The 14,669-nt window shown below is 68.6% G+C and carries 11 protein-coding genes; 7 read left to right on the forward strand and 4 right to left on the reverse strand.

The features are described 5' to 3' along the window. Positions 1 to 266 precede the first annotated feature (266 nt). Both JL100_RS05590 and JL100_RS05595 read left to right on the forward strand, forming a co-directional pair. Positions 267 to 1,142 (forward strand): DMT family transporter, encoded by an 876-nt coding sequence (locus JL100_RS05590; RefSeq protein ID WP_267133601.1) that lies wholly within the window; start codon positions 267 to 269, stop codon positions 1,140 to 1,142. Positions 1,143 to 1,185: 43 nt separating this feature from the next. Continuing rightward, on the forward strand, positions 1,186 to 1,881 hold the full coding sequence (locus tag JL100_RS05595; RefSeq protein WP_202682105.1) for a YkgJ family cysteine cluster protein: 696 nt from the start codon (positions 1,186 to 1,188) through the stop codon (positions 1,879 to 1,881). Between the two features lie 33 nt (positions 1,882 to 1,914). Here JL100_RS05595 and JL100_RS05600 read toward each other — a convergent pair whose 3' ends face one another. Both JL100_RS05600 and JL100_RS05605 read right to left on the reverse strand, forming a co-directional pair. Further along, a complete protein-coding gene (locus tag JL100_RS05600; protein ID WP_202682104.1) occupies positions 1,915 to 3,084 on the reverse strand; it encodes a sensor histidine kinase in 1,170 nt (389 codons plus the stop codon). 79 nt (positions 3,085 to 3,163) lie between these two features. Then, positions 3,164 to 5,041, reverse strand: coding sequence for an AMP-dependent synthetase/ligase (locus tag JL100_RS05605; RefSeq protein ID WP_228421089.1), 1,878 nt, complete (start codon positions 5,039 to 5,041; stop codon positions 3,164 to 3,166). 170 nt (positions 5,042 to 5,211) lie between these two features. Between JL100_RS05605 and JL100_RS05610 the strand changes: the two genes are divergently transcribed. Further along, a complete protein-coding gene (locus JL100_RS05610; RefSeq protein WP_202682103.1) occupies positions 5,212 to 7,032 on the forward strand; it encodes a M3 family oligoendopeptidase in 1,821 nt (606 codons plus the stop codon). A gap of 75 nt (positions 7,033 to 7,107) precedes the next feature. Here JL100_RS05610 and JL100_RS05615 read toward each other — a convergent pair whose 3' ends face one another. Further along, a complete protein-coding gene (locus JL100_RS05615; RefSeq protein ID WP_202682102.1) occupies positions 7,108 to 7,692 on the reverse strand; it encodes a hypothetical protein in 585 nt (194 codons plus the stop codon). Between the two features lie 678 nt (positions 7,693 to 8,370). Between JL100_RS05615 and JL100_RS05620 the strand changes: the two genes are divergently transcribed. Continuing rightward, the gene (locus JL100_RS05620; RefSeq protein ID WP_202682101.1) at positions 8,371 to 10,335 is read left to right on the forward strand and encodes a methyl-accepting chemotaxis protein; all 1,965 of its coding nucleotides are present in this window, start codon (positions 8,371 to 8,373) and stop codon (positions 10,333 to 10,335) included. A 10-nt stretch (positions 10,336 to 10,345) separates the two neighbouring features. On the opposite strand, the gene JL100_RS05625 is transcribed toward JL100_RS05620, so the two are convergent. Beyond that, on the reverse strand, positions 10,346 to 10,645 hold the full coding sequence (locus tag JL100_RS05625; protein WP_202682100.1) for a hypothetical protein: 300 nt from the start codon (positions 10,643 to 10,645) through the stop codon (positions 10,346 to 10,348). A gap of 329 nt (positions 10,646 to 10,974) precedes the next feature. Here JL100_RS05625 and JL100_RS05630 point away from each other — a divergent pair, with 329 nt between their 5' ends. From JL100_RS05630 to JL100_RS05640, 3 genes are all read left to right on the forward strand, one after another. Beyond that, positions 10,975 to 12,324: an ABC1 kinase family protein gene (locus tag JL100_RS05630; protein WP_202682099.1), complete on the forward strand. Its 1,350-nt coding sequence runs from the start codon at positions 10,975 to 10,977 to the stop codon at positions 12,322 to 12,324. A gap of 137 nt (positions 12,325 to 12,461) precedes the next feature. After that, positions 12,462 to 13,247 carry a hypothetical protein gene (locus JL100_RS05635; RefSeq protein WP_202682098.1) on the forward strand — a complete coding sequence of 262 codons (786 nt, stop codon included), beginning with the start codon at positions 12,462 to 12,464 and terminating at the stop codon, positions 13,245 to 13,247. 258 nt (positions 13,248 to 13,505) lie between these two features. Then, positions 13,506 to 14,669: a Re/Si-specific NAD(P)(+) transhydrogenase subunit alpha gene (locus JL100_RS05640; RefSeq protein ID WP_202682097.1), complete on the forward strand. Its 1,164-nt coding sequence runs from the start codon at positions 13,506 to 13,508 to the stop codon at positions 14,667 to 14,669.

Raw genomic sequence — 14,669 nt, forward strand, 5'->3', positions numbered from 1 at the left:
TTCTGCAATCGATCCGGGATGAGCCCGGTGAAAACGCAACGAACCTCCGCGACATCCTGTCGCGCGGACAAAAAATTATATGGGATCGGCGAAGGCGGAGAGATCCGGTCTCCTTTGAAAAAATGACTCCTCCACCGCGCTGAAGATCCGCGGGTCGGGGCATCGGGCGACGTCGAACCTCGGGAGGCCGCCAGCGGCTCGCCCGCAACGGACTGGCCCTGGAGAAACCATGCCCCGTGGCCGATACTCGCCGGAAAGGGGATGGAATGGACAGAGTGATGGACAAGGCCTCGAGCGGTTGGATCAACGGTTTCATCGGGATGCTGATCTTCAGCGGATCGCTCCCCGCGACGCGGGTCGCCGTCGCCGACTTCGACCCGGTCTTCCTGACCGTCGCCCGCGCGGCCATCGCGGGATTGCTGGCGGCGGCACTCCTGGTCGCCTTCCGGCAGAAGCGGCCGGACCGGGGCGACCTCGCGTCCCTGGCCGTGGTGTCCTTCGGCGTCGTCGTCGGGTTTCCGCTGCTCACGGCGTTGGCGCTGGAGCATATCACCTCCGCCCAGTCCATCGTCTTCATCGGCCTGCTGCCGCTGGCGACGGCGACCTTCGGCGTGCTGCGCGGCGGCGAACGGCCGCGCCCGGCCTTCTGGGTGTTTTCAGGCCTCGGCAGCGCGCTGGTCGCCGGGTACGCGCTGGCCCAAAGCCGCGGCGGCTCGCTGGTCGGAGACACGCTGATGCTGGCGGCCGTCATCGTCTGCGGCCTGGGCTACGCCGAGGGCGGCCGGCTTTCCCGGAAGCTCGGCGGCTGGCAGGTGATCTCCTGGGCCCTGGTGCTGTCCATGCCCTTCATGGTGCCGCTGAGCCTGTATGCCATGCCGCCGTCCTGGGCGGGCGTCGGCCAAGCGGCATGGCTGGGCCTTGCCTACGTGTCGCTGTTCAGCATGCTGATCGGCTTCGTGTTCTGGTACCGGGGCCTGTCCCAGGGCGGCATCGCCGCCGTCGGGCAATTGCAGCTGCTTCAGCCCTTCTTCGGGCTGACCCTGGCCGCGACCCTGCTGGGCGAGGCGGTCGGCTGGCCCATGGTCGCCGTCACCGCCGCCGTGGTGCTCTGCGTCGCCGGGGCGAAGCGCTTCGCCTCGTGAGGACGCCTTTGGAAACCGGCGGGCCTGCCCTATAACCGCTCCCATGAGACCGCAGAAACCCCTGCCCACGGACCCGCCCGCCGCCGAGGAGGTCGCGCGCCAGACCGCGCGGTTCCGGGCGCTGATCGCCAAGCCGACGCGCGAGCGGCTTCGCAACCTGGTGACGGCCTGCCATCGCCAGCTGGAGCAGGCGGTGGCGGCGCATCCGCCGCGCCAGCCGGTGGCGTGCCGTATGGGCTGCGACCATTGCTGCCATCTCTACGTCTCCGCGACGGCGCCGGAACTGCTGGCCATCGCGGAGCATGTCGCGGCGTGGCCGGAGGATCGGCGCGCGGCCCTCCGGTCCCGGCTGGCCGAGGCGCTTCCCGCGACCCGCGGCCTGGCGCCCGCCGAGCGGGTCCGGCTCGACCGCCCCTGTCCCATGCTGGAGGGTGGCCTGTGCGGCATCTATCCGGTGCGGCCGCTGGGCTGCCGCGCCTATGCGTCTTTCGACGTCGCCGCCTGCGAACGGTCGAAGCGGGAGCGGGACGCCCAGGCGGCCATTCCCGTGCCCAGGATCAACATGCGTTCGCGCCGCCTGCTGTCGCACTGCCTGCGCGCGGCGCTCGTGGACCGCGGGCTGGACGGAAACTCCTACGAGCTGATCGAGGGGCTGTCCCGCGTGCTGGAAACCCCCGACGCCGACGCCCGCTGGACGGCGGGCGAGGAGATCCTGGCCGGGGTGCGGACGGATTCCTGAACTCGGGCGTCTGAAGCCTGGGGCGGCCGACGGTCAGAGCACCGGCAGGTCCAGCGTCAGCCGGGCGCCCTCGTTCTTCCGCCAGGCGTCATTGTCCCATGCCAGCTTACCGCCGAGCTGGTTCGCCAGGACGTCCATGATCTGCAGCCCGGTGCCGACGCGCGACGCCTTGACCCGGTCGAAGCCCGGCCCGTCGTCGCTCAGCGTCAGGCGGGCGCTGTCGGGTGCCGTCCGGTCAAGCCGCAGGGCGATCCTGCCGCCCCCCTCCTGCCCGGCGGCGGAAAAGGCGTGCTGAAGGCTGTTGACGATGAACTCGTTGATCAGCAGCCCCAAGGGCACGGTGGTATCGACCCCGGCCTCGGCGTCATCGGCCGCGAAATCCAGCGTGACGTCCTCGCCCCTCGCCCCGTGGAACGCCAGCAGGCTCTCGCACAGGGTCCGCAGGTAGCGGGAGAGGCCGATCCGCTCGACGCTCTCCGCCTCGAACAGGCTGTCATGGACGACCCGCAGGGTTTCCACGCGGCTGCCGATGATCCGGAGCTGGCTCTCGACCTCGCCGCCGCCGACCCGGCGGATCTGCATGTTGAGCAGGCTGGTGATGATCTGGAGGTTGTTCTTGACCCGGTGCTGCAATTCCCGCAGCAGGACCGCGCGCTCCTCCGCCAGCCGGGCCAGCGCCTCGTTCGAGGAGCGCCGCTCGATCGCCGCGGCCAGGATGTTGGCGTAGCTCTGCAGGAAATCCACGTCTTCCTGATTGAAGCTCCGCAGCTCGTCGCTGTCCACCTCCAGAACGCCGAAAGCTTCGCCCCGGCCCTGGATGATCACGTTGATCAGGCTTCGGATGCCATGGTCGCGCAGGAACCGCGGCACGTCGAACCGCGACTCCGCCTCGATGTCGTCGGCGATCACGGGCTTGCCGGACTTCAGCGTATAGCCGCCCGACGACCGGCTTCCGGCATCCACCACCAGCGTCCCCTCGAGCCCGGGCCGCCAGCCGACGCCGGCGCGCATCAGCAGCTGTTCCCCGCCGGGCAGCCGCTCCATGACCTTTGCCCGCTTGACCCGCAGGCCCTGGGCCGCCAGCACGACCGCCTCGTGCAGCAGGGCATCCAGATCGTCCACCATCAGCGCCTGCCGGCCGAACTCAGCCAGGGCGCTCTGACGGCGGATCCATCGCTCGTGATCGAAGGTATCATCGCTCATGGGGGGGACAACACATCAGAAGGCCTGTCGGCGTCGAACTCCCAAAAGTGGAACCTGGGGTGGCATCGGTCGTTGGGCGTCAATAAAGTTTCTCCAGCAACTCGCCGTAGCTTTTGCGGATCTCGTGGCGGCGGATCTTCAGGGTCGGGGTGAGCTGAGCGTTCTCCACGCTGAACGGTTCCGGGACGATCACGAACTTGCGGACGCGCTCGATGCCGGACAGGCCGCGGTTGACCCGTTCCACCGCCTCGCCGACATGCTTCCGGAAATCGGCGTCCTCCGCCAGCTCGGCCGGGTCTGCCCGCTTGCCGTGGCGCTTCGCCCAGTCGCGCGCCAGTTGGAGGTCCGGCACGATCAGGGCCACCAGGAACGGCTTGCCGTCCCCCGCCACCATCACCTGGCCGATGCAGGGCTCCAGCGCCAGCAGGTTCTCGATCCGCTGGGGCGCCACGTTGTCGCCGCCGCTGGTGACGATCAGGTCCTTCTTGCGGTCGGTCAGGACCAGCGACCCGTCGGGCGCCAGATGGCCGATGTCCCCGGTGTGCAGCCAGCCGTCCACGATGGTGCGGTCGGTCGCGTCCCGGTCGCCCCAGTATCCCTTCATGACCATGGGGCCGCGCGCCAGGATCTCGCCGTCCCCGGCGATCCTGACTTCCACGTCCGGCATCGGCGGGCCGACGGTGTCGTGGCGGATGCGGCTGGGCCGGTTGCAGGCGATCAGCGGCGACGCCTCGGTCTGGCCGTACCCTTGGAGGATGCGGATGCCGAGCGACTGGAAGAACAGCGCCGTTTCCGGCGCCAGGGCGGCCCCGCCCGAGATGAACGCCTTCAGCCGCCCGCCGAAGCGCTCGCAGATCCGATGGCGAACCAGCCGCTCCAGCGCGAAGTCCTGCGCCGCGTCCAGCGGCCCCAGCCGCCCGTCCCGGCGATACCGCTTGGCGCCCAGCTCCAGCGTCCTGCGGAACAGGGCGAGGCGCAGGCCGCCGGCCCGCTCGACCTCCCGCCGGATGCGCGCTTCCAGCACCTCGTACAGGCGCGGCACGGCGGTCATGATGGTCGGCTTGACCTCCCCCAGGTTGCCGGCCAGCTTCTCGACCGACTCAGCGTAGGCGATCCGGGCGCCCAGGGTCAGCGCGAACATCTGGCCGCAGGTATGCTCATAGGCGTGGGCCAGGGGCAGGAAGGACAGGAAGGTCTCCTCCCCCAGGCCGACATCCTCGACCAGGGTATAGGCCGACTTGCAGTTGGACAGGATGTTGCCGTGGGTCAGCATCACGCCCTTGGGCGTTCCGCCGGTGCCGGAGGTATAGATGATGCAGGCCACGTCGTCGCGCCCGGCCGGCACGTCCTCCGGGACTGGAATCGGTGCCGGGGACCTCTCCGCCTCCTGCGCGGCGCCGCGCCTCAGCAGCTCCGCCCAGCCCAGCGCCTCGGGCGCCCCGTCGGGCATGCCCGGCATGTCCTCGTTGAAGCTGACCACCGCCCGCATGTCGCGCACCTGCAGGATGGCGGGCAGCACCTTGCGCATCAGCGCCGGGGTGGAGACCAGCACGACCCGCGCGCCGCTGTCGGTCAGCGTGTGGACATGGTCCGACGTGGTGCTGGTGGTGTAGGCCGGCACGGTGATGGCGCCCAGCGACATGATCGCGAAATCGGCGACCAGCCATTCCGGCCGGTTCTCCGCGACGATGGCGACCCGGTCGCCGCGCCCGACGCCCAGTCCGCGCAGTCCCGCCGCGGCCCGCCGGACGTCGCGCGCGACCTCCTCCCAGCTTTGCCGGACCCACTCGCCGCCCCGCTTGGAGATCAGCAGCGGCCGGTCGCCGTGGCGCAGCACCTGGTCGAAGAACATGTCGGGCAGGCTTGACCAGCGGTCATAGGTGTCGCGATCGGTGGTGTCTCGGTCGGTGGTGTCGCGGTCCGTCCGCGGCGGGTGATCGGGGCGCGTGCTGGTCATGTCTGCTTTCCGTGTTGGAGAGGTCCATTCCGGAGTGGGCCTCGGGGCCGTACGGCGGAGGCGTTATGGGGCATCGGTGCCGGTCATGGCCCGATATATAGAACGGGACGGCCGCTTGGATGGGTTCAATCGCCCGCCTATATCCCTGGCAGCGCAACAGGAGGAAACCGATGAGCCAGATAGCGACCGCGGAGCCGCTCGACAATCCCGAACCGGGAATGCCCGACCTCGGCGAGCTGCCGACCTGGGATCTGGGCGACCTCTACCCGGGTCAGGACTCCGACGCGCTCAAGACCGACCTGGACCGGATGGAAAAGGCGTCGAAGGACTTCCACAAGAGCTACAACGGCAAGCTGGCGGACCTCGGCGGTGCCCAGCTCGGGACGGCGGTGGCCGCCTACGAGGAGATCGACGAGACCCTGTCGCGCATCATGAGCTATGCGCACCTTGTCTATGCCGGCGACATGAACGACCCGAACGTGGGCAAGTTCTTCCAGGGCATCCAGGAACGGGTCAACGGCATCTCGACCTATCTGCTGTTCTTCACCCTGGAGCTCAACCGTCTCGACGACGCGGTGCTGGCCGCCAAGATGAAGTCGCCGGAACTGGCGAAGTACGCGCCCTGGCTGCGCGACATCCGCGTGTTCCGCCCGCACCAGCTTTCTGACGAGCTGGAACGGCTGCTCCACGAGAAATACGTGGTCGGACGCGCCGCCTGGAACCGCCTGTTCGACGAGACGATCGCCGGCCTCCGCTTCACCATCGGCGGCCGGGAGATGACTTGCACCGAGGCGCTGAACCGCCTGACCGACCGCTCGTCCGAACGCCGGCGCGAGGCGGCGGTGGAGATCGGCCGGGTGCTCGAAGCCAACAGCCGCACCTTCGCGCTGATCACCAACACGCTGGCCAAGGACAAGGAGATCGACGACAAGTGGCGCAACTATCCGCGCCCGACATCGTCCCGCAACAAGTCCAACCACGTCGAGGACGAGGTGGTGGACGCGCTGGTCACCGCCGTCAAGGGCGCCTACCCGGACCTGTCGCACCGTTACTACGCGCTCAAGGCCAAGTGGTTCGGCGGCGACACGCTGGACTACTGGGACCGCAACGCGCCGCTGCCGGACGACGTGGACCGGCTGATCCCGTGGAACGAGGCCCGCGGCATCGTTCTGGACGCCTATGGCCGCTTCTCGCCGGAGCTGGCCGCCGTCGGCCGCCGCTTCTTCGACAATGCCTGGATCGACGCGCCGGTCCGGCCGGGCAAGGCGCCCGGCGCCTTCGCCCACCCGACGGTGCCGAGCGTCCACCCGTACCTGCTGGTCAACTACCAGGGCAAGACCCGCGACGTGATGACCCTGGCCCACGAACTGGGCCACGGCGTCCACCAAGTGCTGGCCGGCCGCCAGGGCCACCTGATGGCGGACACGCCGCTGACCCTGGCGGAGACCGCGTCTGTGTTCGGCGAGATGCTGACCTTCCGCTCGCTGCTCGACGCCGAGACCGACCCGGCCGCCAAGAAGATCATGCTGGCCTCCAAGGTGGAGGACATGCTGAACACGGTGGTCCGCCAGATCGCCTTCTTCGACTTCGAGCAGCGGCTCCACACCGAGCGGCGCGAGGGCGAGCTGACGGCGGAGCGGATCGGCGAGATCTGGATGGACGTGCAGGCGGAGAGCCTCGGCCCGGCGCTTCGCTTCGACCAGGGATACCGGACCTACTGGGCCTATATCCCGCACTTCATCCACTCGCCCTTCTATGTCTACGCCTATGCCTTCGGCGACTGCCTGGTCAACTCGCTCTACGCGGTCTACCAGGACGCGGCGGACGGCTTCGCCGAGCGGTACCTTAAGATGCTGTCGGCCGGCGGCACGCTGCGCCACCAGGAACTGCTGGCCCCGTTCGGCCTCAACGCCTCCGACCCGGCCTTCTGGGACAAGGGCCTGGGCGTGATCCGCGGCTTCATCGACGAGCTGGAGCGGCAGGACCGCTGACGATCCTTCTCCGGTTCCCGGCGGCGGGAGCGGCATGGCCGCCGTCCCCGCCGCCGGGACCGTCCGGGCGGAACCTCAGGCGTCGGTGGCGGCCCGGCCGGGGCCGATCATCAACGCCATCAGGTCCCGCTCGATGCCGCGCTTCTCCTCCAGCAACCGGGCGCGCCGCCGGTTGAGGTCATCGAGGCCGGTGCGGCCGTACCATTCCTTCTGAAGGTCGCACCGTTTCCGCAAGGCTACGATGCGCGCCTTGTGCAGCCGCTTGGTCTCCCCCTGCTTCGCCGGGTCCGGATGGAGGCTCTGGCGGAAGTGGCGGGTCAGCTCGGCCTGCGACGGGCGCCGCGACATGGTGGGCGGAAGCCCCAGGGCCGCCATTTCCTCCGGCGTCCATTCCGGCCAGCCGGTCACCGTCCCGGTGCCCGTGGGACCGGGACACAGGCTTTCCGGGATCGACAGCAGCGTCCGGGCGCGCGCGGCCTCGGTTTCGCGAAGACGCAGGCCGGTGTCGCGGTAGCGGTCGAGCAGCGCGAAGACAGGCTGCGGAACGCGGGACGGAAGGGAAGCCCCCGCCGCAGCCGAGGCGACCGGGATCGACGCGGCGACGGATAACAATGACCGGCGCGAAACCGCGCCGGGTGTGCTAAGGCTGCCATCAGCCATGATGTAGTCCTCAAAGTGTGCATCGTGGTCAGGCCGGGCTGGGGAAGGCCAATTCCCCGGTCCGGCCGCCCCTCGCGGTTGCGAAGGTGGGCCGACACTGGACCGAATACGTCCGCACGTCAAGAAATATGGATTATCAGGATAAGGCGCCGCGGACGGTTCCCGCGATGCGCGTGAATGCCGTTGCGCATTCCATCGCATTCGCCCAAATTCGGCCGCGTCCGAGATGCGCGAACATCCCGGACGCGAACCGAAAGGAGGTGATGCGTTTGGTAGTCAAGGTTCGGGTCCAGTGGGGCCGGGTCAGGTTTGAACTCCTGATCAGGCTCTAACTTCGACCGGGGAGACGGGAGAGTGCAACTTCCGTCTCTCCACCGGACCTTGGCCCCATTTTAAGCGAAATCCCGACCATACAGCAAGCGCCATCGGTTGCCGCCATACCCTGGTCCGCACGGGCATCACAATCGTAGTGTCGCATCCTGCCCGACCTGCGGGCTGTTCAGACGTGCAAACAAGTCGATGCCTTTATGCGACGATGAGCGGCCAGCCGCCGGAAGGTCCGTAAGTTCCTTCCCCGCCTGCGGCAAGATAGTTTGCGAATGACTCCATCCCGGCACTGACTCTCGCGCGCATCGATGATAGGTTCCTCGCGCTTTGAGACTGCCGAGGCGTGGGATCGTGCCGCTGGTCAATCGACTGTCCATATCCACCAAGATCGCCCTCCTGTGCATCCTCGCGATCGGGGCGATCGGCATCGTCAACCTGGTGGCGCTCCGCGCCGTGCTCCTGGCGGAGGGCGAGCGGCTGGGGTTCGCGCGGCAGGAAGCCAACATGCGCGTCGCCTGGGAAATGCTTCGGCACCTGGGCGCCCCGCGGCTCGACGACAAGGGCAAGCTGACCGCGGGCGAGACGCCGCTGGAAGGCAACATGGACCTGGTGGACCGCATCGGTTCGCTGACCGGCGGGGCGGTGACGCTGTTCTCCGACAGCCGCCGGGTGGCGACCTCCGTCCGCGATTCGACCGGACGCCGGGCGGTCGGGTCGGGGCTGGTCGATCCCGCCGTGATCGATACCGTGCTGAAGCGCGGGCAGCCCTTCCGGGGCGAGGTCGCGGTGCTGGGGGAGCCCTATCTCGCCGCCTATGATCCGATCGCCGATCCCCAGGGCAAGGTGATCGGCGCGCTGTTCGTCGGCGAGCCGCGGGCCTCCTTCATGACCATGGTGGACGCCATGGTCCGCGTCGTCGGATTGCTGGGCGGGGTCGCCGCCTTGGTGGTGGCCGCCGCGTCGTTCCTCGCGATGCGCGGGCTGCTGGGGCCGCTGACCCGCCTGCGCGCGGTCATGGGGCGGTTCGCCGCCGACCAGCTGGACGAGGAGGTTCCCTGTCTCGACCGGGCCGACGAGGTCGGCGCCATGGCCGCGTCGGTCCAGGTCTTCCGCGACCACGCGCTCAAGGTCCGCGCCATGCGGGTGGAAGAGGAACGGCTGGAGGAATTCCACCGCGACGAGGTGCGGGCCGCCATCCGCGGCATGGCCGACAAGGTGGACGGTCAGACCCGCAAGGCGATCGAGACCGTGACCGGCCAGACCGACGGCATGCGCGACGCCACGGCCGGCCTGCATGCCGCCGCGCGCAGCATGGACCGGAACGCCCGCGAGATGTCCGACACCACGGCCCAGGCGCTGGAGGCGGTGGAGACCGCCGCCTCGGCGGCGGGGCGGCTGTCCGACTCGGTGGACCGGATCAACGCCCGGGTGAAGGAGGCCACCGCCGCCGCCGGGCTCGCGGTCGCCAGCGCCCGCGACGCCGCCGGCGTCATCCGCACGCTGGATGAGGTCGCGGCCGAGATCGGCGGGATCGTCGGCCTGATCCGCAATGTCGCCTCGCAGACCAACCTGCTGGCGCTGAACGCCACCATCGAGGCGTCGCGCGCCGGGGAGGCGGGCAAGGGCTTCGCCGTCGTCGCGGCGGAGGTCAAGGCGCTGTCGCGCGAGACCGAGAGCTCGACCGACCGGATCGGCGACCTGATCACCCGCATCCAGGCGGCGGCCGGGGACGCCGGCGCCGCCGTCGGCCGGGTCGGCGACGCCATCGCGGCGGTGGACGGCATAGCGGGCCGGATCGGCACCGCGATGGAGGAGCAGTCCCTGGCCATCGCCGAGATCGCCGGCAATGTCGAGGCGACCGCCCGGGCGACCCGCGACGTCTCGGTCCATGTGGACGCCCTGTCCGGCGACGTGAGGCGCACCGACGACCTGGCGGAAAGCAGCAAGCTGGCGGCCTCGGCCCTGAGCGACGGGATCGGGGCGCTGGCGGAGGCGCTGACCCAGATCGTCCGCACCTCGACCGAGGAGGCCAACCGCCGCGCCCACACCCGCCACCCCTGCCACGTCACGACGGAGGTCGCCGGCCCGTTCGGCGCCGGAGAGGCCGAACTGCTCGACGTGTCGCGCGGCGGCGCCCTGATCAGCAGCGGCATCAAGTTCAAGGCGGGCGACCGGCTGAAGCTGCGCATCCCCGACCGGGACCAGCCCCAGCACGCCCACGTGGTCGGGGTCACCCGCCACGGCATCCACCTCCAGTTCGACCCGCCGCCGCTGGGCGAGGGGGAGGTGGCGAGGGTGGCGGGAGCCTCGTGCTGAGCGTTCGGCCTCAGGCCGGGATGGTGAAGGTCTGGATCCAGGAGACGCCGGGCTGCGCGTCGTCCTTCTGGTAGGAGAACGGCTGCGTGATGTCGCCGATCGTCAGGGCGCCCCGGTAGTTGGCCGCGGCGCTCCAGTTGACCCCGACCAGGATCAGGACGTTGAGGCCGGACGTCAGGTAGGGATCCAGGTCGGTGACGTCGTCGAACGTGGCGTCCTCCTCCTGCTCCCGGGCATAGACGACCAGTCCGTTCAGGAACACGACGATCTCGTTGTCCGCGTTGGTCACCCTCAGGGATACTCTTGCCATCTTGTACTCCTGCCGAACGATGTGGGGTTTGCGTGGAATGTGCAGCGCTGAGGAATTCGAGGCGGCGACGGCCCGGACTCCATGGGTCGCCGGAACATAGGGAAAGAAGTTTCCGCTATGCTTGGTGCATCATAATTACCCTGTTTGGAGAATGGTATATTATTGTACGTCTGTAATATAGCGATGAACATACCCTTGTATGCTGAAGAATTGGCGGATCTTTCGTCTGTCCGCTCGAAGGCCGGTCCCCTGCGGCGCCGCCCCGCCGGCCGTCCGATGCGCGCCCCCGCGCACTAGCCTTTCGCCCGTCGGAGCACCACTTTCCGTGCATGGCAAACGGCACTGAACAGAACTCGTTCGGCGGGCGCATCGCCCGCTATGCACGGGTCTCCACGGCGATGGGCGGGCTGGCGGCGCGGCTCGCCGGACAGCGCTATCTCGGCATCAAGCTCGAACGCGGCGAGCACGCGAAGGAACTGAGGGACGCGCTGGGCGGGCTGAAAGGGCCGCTGATGAAGGTGGCGCAGATCCTGTCCAGCATTCCCGACGCCCTGCCGCAGGAATATGTCCAGGAGCTCTCGCAGCTCCAGGCCGACGCGCCCAGCATGGGCTGGCCCTTCGTCAAGCGGCGGATGGCCGCGGAACTAGGTCCCGACTGGCAGAAGCGGTTCGCCAAGTTCGAGCACGAGGCCGCGTCCGCCGCGTCGCTCGGGCAGGTCCACAAGGCGGTCGGGCTGGACGGCAGGCAGCTCGCCTGCAAGCTCCAGTACCCCGACATGATGTCCGCGGTCGAGGCCGACCTCGGGCAGCTCGGACTGATTTTCTCGATCTACGAGCGCTACGACAAGACCATCTCCACCCGGCAGATCCACGCCGAGATCTCGGCACGCCTGCGCGAGGAGCTGGACTACGCGCTGGAGGCCCGGCACACGGCGCTGTACCGGGACATCCTGGAGCCGGTCGGCACCGTCCAGGTGCCGGAAGTGGTTCCGGAGCTGTCCACCAAGCGGCTGCTGACCATGGGCTGGCTCGAGGGCCGCAAGATCCTGGACTTCGTCAAGGACCATCCGGAACGCCGCAACGACCTGGCGCTCAACATGTTCCGGGCCTGGTACACGCCGTTCTACACCTGCGGCACGATCCATGGCGACCCGCACCTGGGCAACTACACCGTCCGGCCCGACGCCTCGATCAACCTGCTCGATTTCGGCTGCATCCGCATCTTCAAGCCCAGCTTCGTCAAGGGCGTCATCGACCTGTACCATGCCCTCCAGACCGACGACCGCGACCTGGCGGCCGAGGCCTACCGGGTCTGGGGCTTCAACAGGATCGACAACCAGCTGATCGATATCCTCAATGTCTGGGCCCGCTTCGTCTATGCCCCGATCATGGACGACCGGACCCGCAGGATCGACGAGACCAACAGCGCCATGTACGGGCGCGAGGCGGCGGAGAAGGTCCACCGGGCGCTGCACGAGGTCGGCGGGCTGGAGATCCCCCGGGAGTTCGTCTTCATGGACCGGGCGGCCATCGGGCTGGGGTCGGTGTTCCTGCACCTGCAGGCCGAAGTGAACTGGTACCAGCTCTTCCATGATCTGATCGGCGACTTCGACGTGAACGCGCTGGAGACGCGCCAGACCGGGCTGCTCAATCGCCATGGGGTGCCGCTGCCGACCTGACCTCCGGCGCGTGTTCCCGGCGCGTGTTGTCGATTTTCCGTGAGAAATTACGGAACCAACCCGTCAAAACCTTTGTTGAGGGGGCCAAAGGTTGCCGAACGGCGATCGGATCGCCCCCAAGACGAGGATCAATCCCCATGAACAAACTGTATTACGGTGCAGCCGTGCTGGCCCTGGCCATTGGCGTCTCCGGTCAAGCCCTGGCGCAGCAGGACACCGGCCTGAAGACCGGCCAGACCGACGGCTCCCAGACGGGCCGCGCGGCTGCCGGGGCGCAGAGCTCGGGCACCGGCGATGCCACCTTCCCGACCGGCACGACCAACCTCCAGGTTCCCTCCTCCTGCGGTCCCACCGACGTGGCCGCCGTCCGCTCCGATCTGGAAAGCGTCCAGAACGACCTGATCCGCGAGCGCATCGGCGTGCAGCTCCAGACCGCGGAGAACCAGGCGCAGGACGGCAACCGCGCCCGTTGCGCCCAGATCCTGGCGGATGCACGCAATTCGATCGTCAAGGCCGGCGGCCAGGTCAACGACATGAGTGCCGCGGCCGGCGGCGGCGTGGTCCCGCCGGCGGGCGCCCAGGGCGCCGGCAGCGGCGGTGTGGCGGGCGGCGGTCCCGTCGCGGGTTCGACCGAGACCCGCCCGATGGGTACCGGCATGAGCCGCGACGCCAACGGCAGCCTGGCGGCGGGCACCGCCAGCGGCCAGCCGATCCCGCAGCGCTACACGATCAACGACTGCCAGCCGACCACCTGGGCGTCGCTGGAGGACCGGGCCAGCCAGGTTCCCGAAAGCCGCCAGGGCGAGGTGCAGCAGCTGCTGATCCAGATCGAGCAGGAATACAACGCCGACAACAAGGGCTCGTGCGCGCAGTTCATGAACCAGCTCGCGTCGATCCTGCCGGGCGGTTCCCAGGCCCGGTAACGACCGCGGGCTTTATCACGTCCGAAACCGCCGAGGAGGGCGGCCGATCCGAAAGGGTCGGCCGCCCTTTTTCGTGCCGCATGCGACCATTGTCCACTGTGCATGGCGCGGTGCCGAAGGTTTAGTGGACATAATTCAATTGGAAAGGTTAGTGGCTAGAGCGCTTCACAAACTTTCCAGAATGCGGCATTTTGCCGTCGCATCAACCGTCCGCCATAATTCTCGGCAAAAAAATCAGCGCCAAGGGAACCAGCCAGGATGAAAGTCGCCATACCGAAGGAGCGGCGCGCCCATGAGCGCCGCGTCGCGGCCTCGCCGGATACCATCAAGAAATTCAAGCAGCTCGGGCTGGACGTCGTTGTCGAAACCGGCGCCGGTGAGCACGCCTCGATTCCCGACCAGGTCTTCGTCGACGCGGGTGCCACCATCGCGCCGGACGAGGCGGCGGCCCTCGGCGACGCGGACATCGTGCTCAAGGTCCAGCGTCCCCTGACCGAGGCCGAGGGCGGCCCGGACGAGGTGGCGCTGATGAAGCCCGGCGCCATGCTTGTCGCCATCCTCCAACCCTACCAGGCGCGCGACCAGATCCAGGCCTACGCGGACGCCAAGGTCAACGCCTTCGCGATGGAGCTGATGCCCCGCATCACCCGCGCCCAGTCGATGGACGTGCTGTCCAGCCAGGCGAACCTGGCGGGATACCGCGCGGTGGTCGACGCCGCCTCGGAGTTCGGCCGCGCCTTCCCGATGATGATGACCGCGGCCGGCACCGTGCCGCCTGCGCGCTGCATGATCATGGGCGTCGGCGTCGCCGGCCTCCAGGCGATCGCGACGGCCCGCCGGCTCGGCGGCGTCGTCTCCGCGACCGACGTGCGCCCGGCGACCAAGGAGCAGGTGCAGTCGCTCGGCGCCACCTTCGTCGCGGTCGAGGACGAGGAGTTCAAGGAGGCCCAGACGGCCGGCGGCTACGCCAAGGAGATGAGCAAGGAGTACCAGGAGAAGCAGCGGGCCCTGATCGCCGAGACGATCAAGAAGCAGGACATCGTCATCACCACGGCGCTGATCCCCGGCCGCAAGGCTCCGATCCTGGTGACCGAGGCGATGGTCCGCTCCATGAAGCCGGGTTCCGTGCTGGTCGACCTGGCGGTGGAGCAGGGCGGCAACGTCGAGGGCTCGAAGCCGGGCGAGGTCGTGGATGTCGGCGGCGTCAAGATCGTCGGCCACATCAACGTGCCCAGCCGCAACGCGGTCGACGCCTCGATGCTCTATTCCAAGAACCTGCTGAACTTCCTGACCCCGCTGATCGACAAGGAAAAGGGCCTGACGATCAACTGGGACGACGAGATCATCAAGGGCACCGCGCTGACCCGCGACGGCGCCGTGGTGCATCCCAATTTCGCCGCCGAAGCCGCGGCCAAGAGCTGA

This window comes from Skermanella mucosa, assembly GCF_016765655.2.
Lineage (GTDB): Bacteria > Pseudomonadota > Alphaproteobacteria > Azospirillales > Azospirillaceae > Skermanella > Skermanella mucosa.

Bases quoted from the DNA above. Each gene is read 5' to 3' on its own strand.
- JL100_RS05590 (WP_267133601.1), top strand. From the start codon at position 267: ATGGACAGAGTGATGGACAAGGCCTCGAGCGGTTGGATCAACGGTTTC.
- JL100_RS05595 (WP_202682105.1), top strand. From the start codon at position 1,186: ATGAGACCGCAGAAACCCCTGCCCACGGACCCGCCCGCCGCCGAGGAG.
- JL100_RS05600 (WP_202682104.1), bottom strand. From the start codon at position 3,084: ATGAGCGATGATACCTTCGATCACGAGCGATGGATCCGCCGTCAGAGC.
- JL100_RS05605 (WP_228421089.1), bottom strand. From the start codon at position 5,041: ATGACCAGCACGCGCCCCGATCACCCGCCGCGGACGGACCGCGACACC.
- JL100_RS05610 (WP_202682103.1), top strand. From the start codon at position 5,212: ATGAGCCAGATAGCGACCGCGGAGCCGCTCGACAATCCCGAACCGGGA.
- JL100_RS05615 (WP_202682102.1), bottom strand. From the start codon at position 7,692: ATGGCTGATGGCAGCCTTAGCACACCCGGCGCGGTTTCGCGCCGGTCA.
- JL100_RS05625 (WP_202682100.1), bottom strand. From the start codon at position 10,645: ATGGCAAGAGTATCCCTGAGGGTGACCAACGCGGACAACGAGATCGTC.
- JL100_RS05630 (WP_202682099.1), top strand. From the start codon at position 10,975: ATGGCAAACGGCACTGAACAGAACTCGTTCGGCGGGCGCATCGCCCGC.
- JL100_RS05635 (WP_202682098.1), top strand. From the start codon at position 12,462: ATGAACAAACTGTATTACGGTGCAGCCGTGCTGGCCCTGGCCATTGGC.
- JL100_RS05640 (WP_202682097.1), top strand. From the start codon at position 13,506: ATGAAAGTCGCCATACCGAAGGAGCGGCGCGCCCATGAGCGCCGCGTC.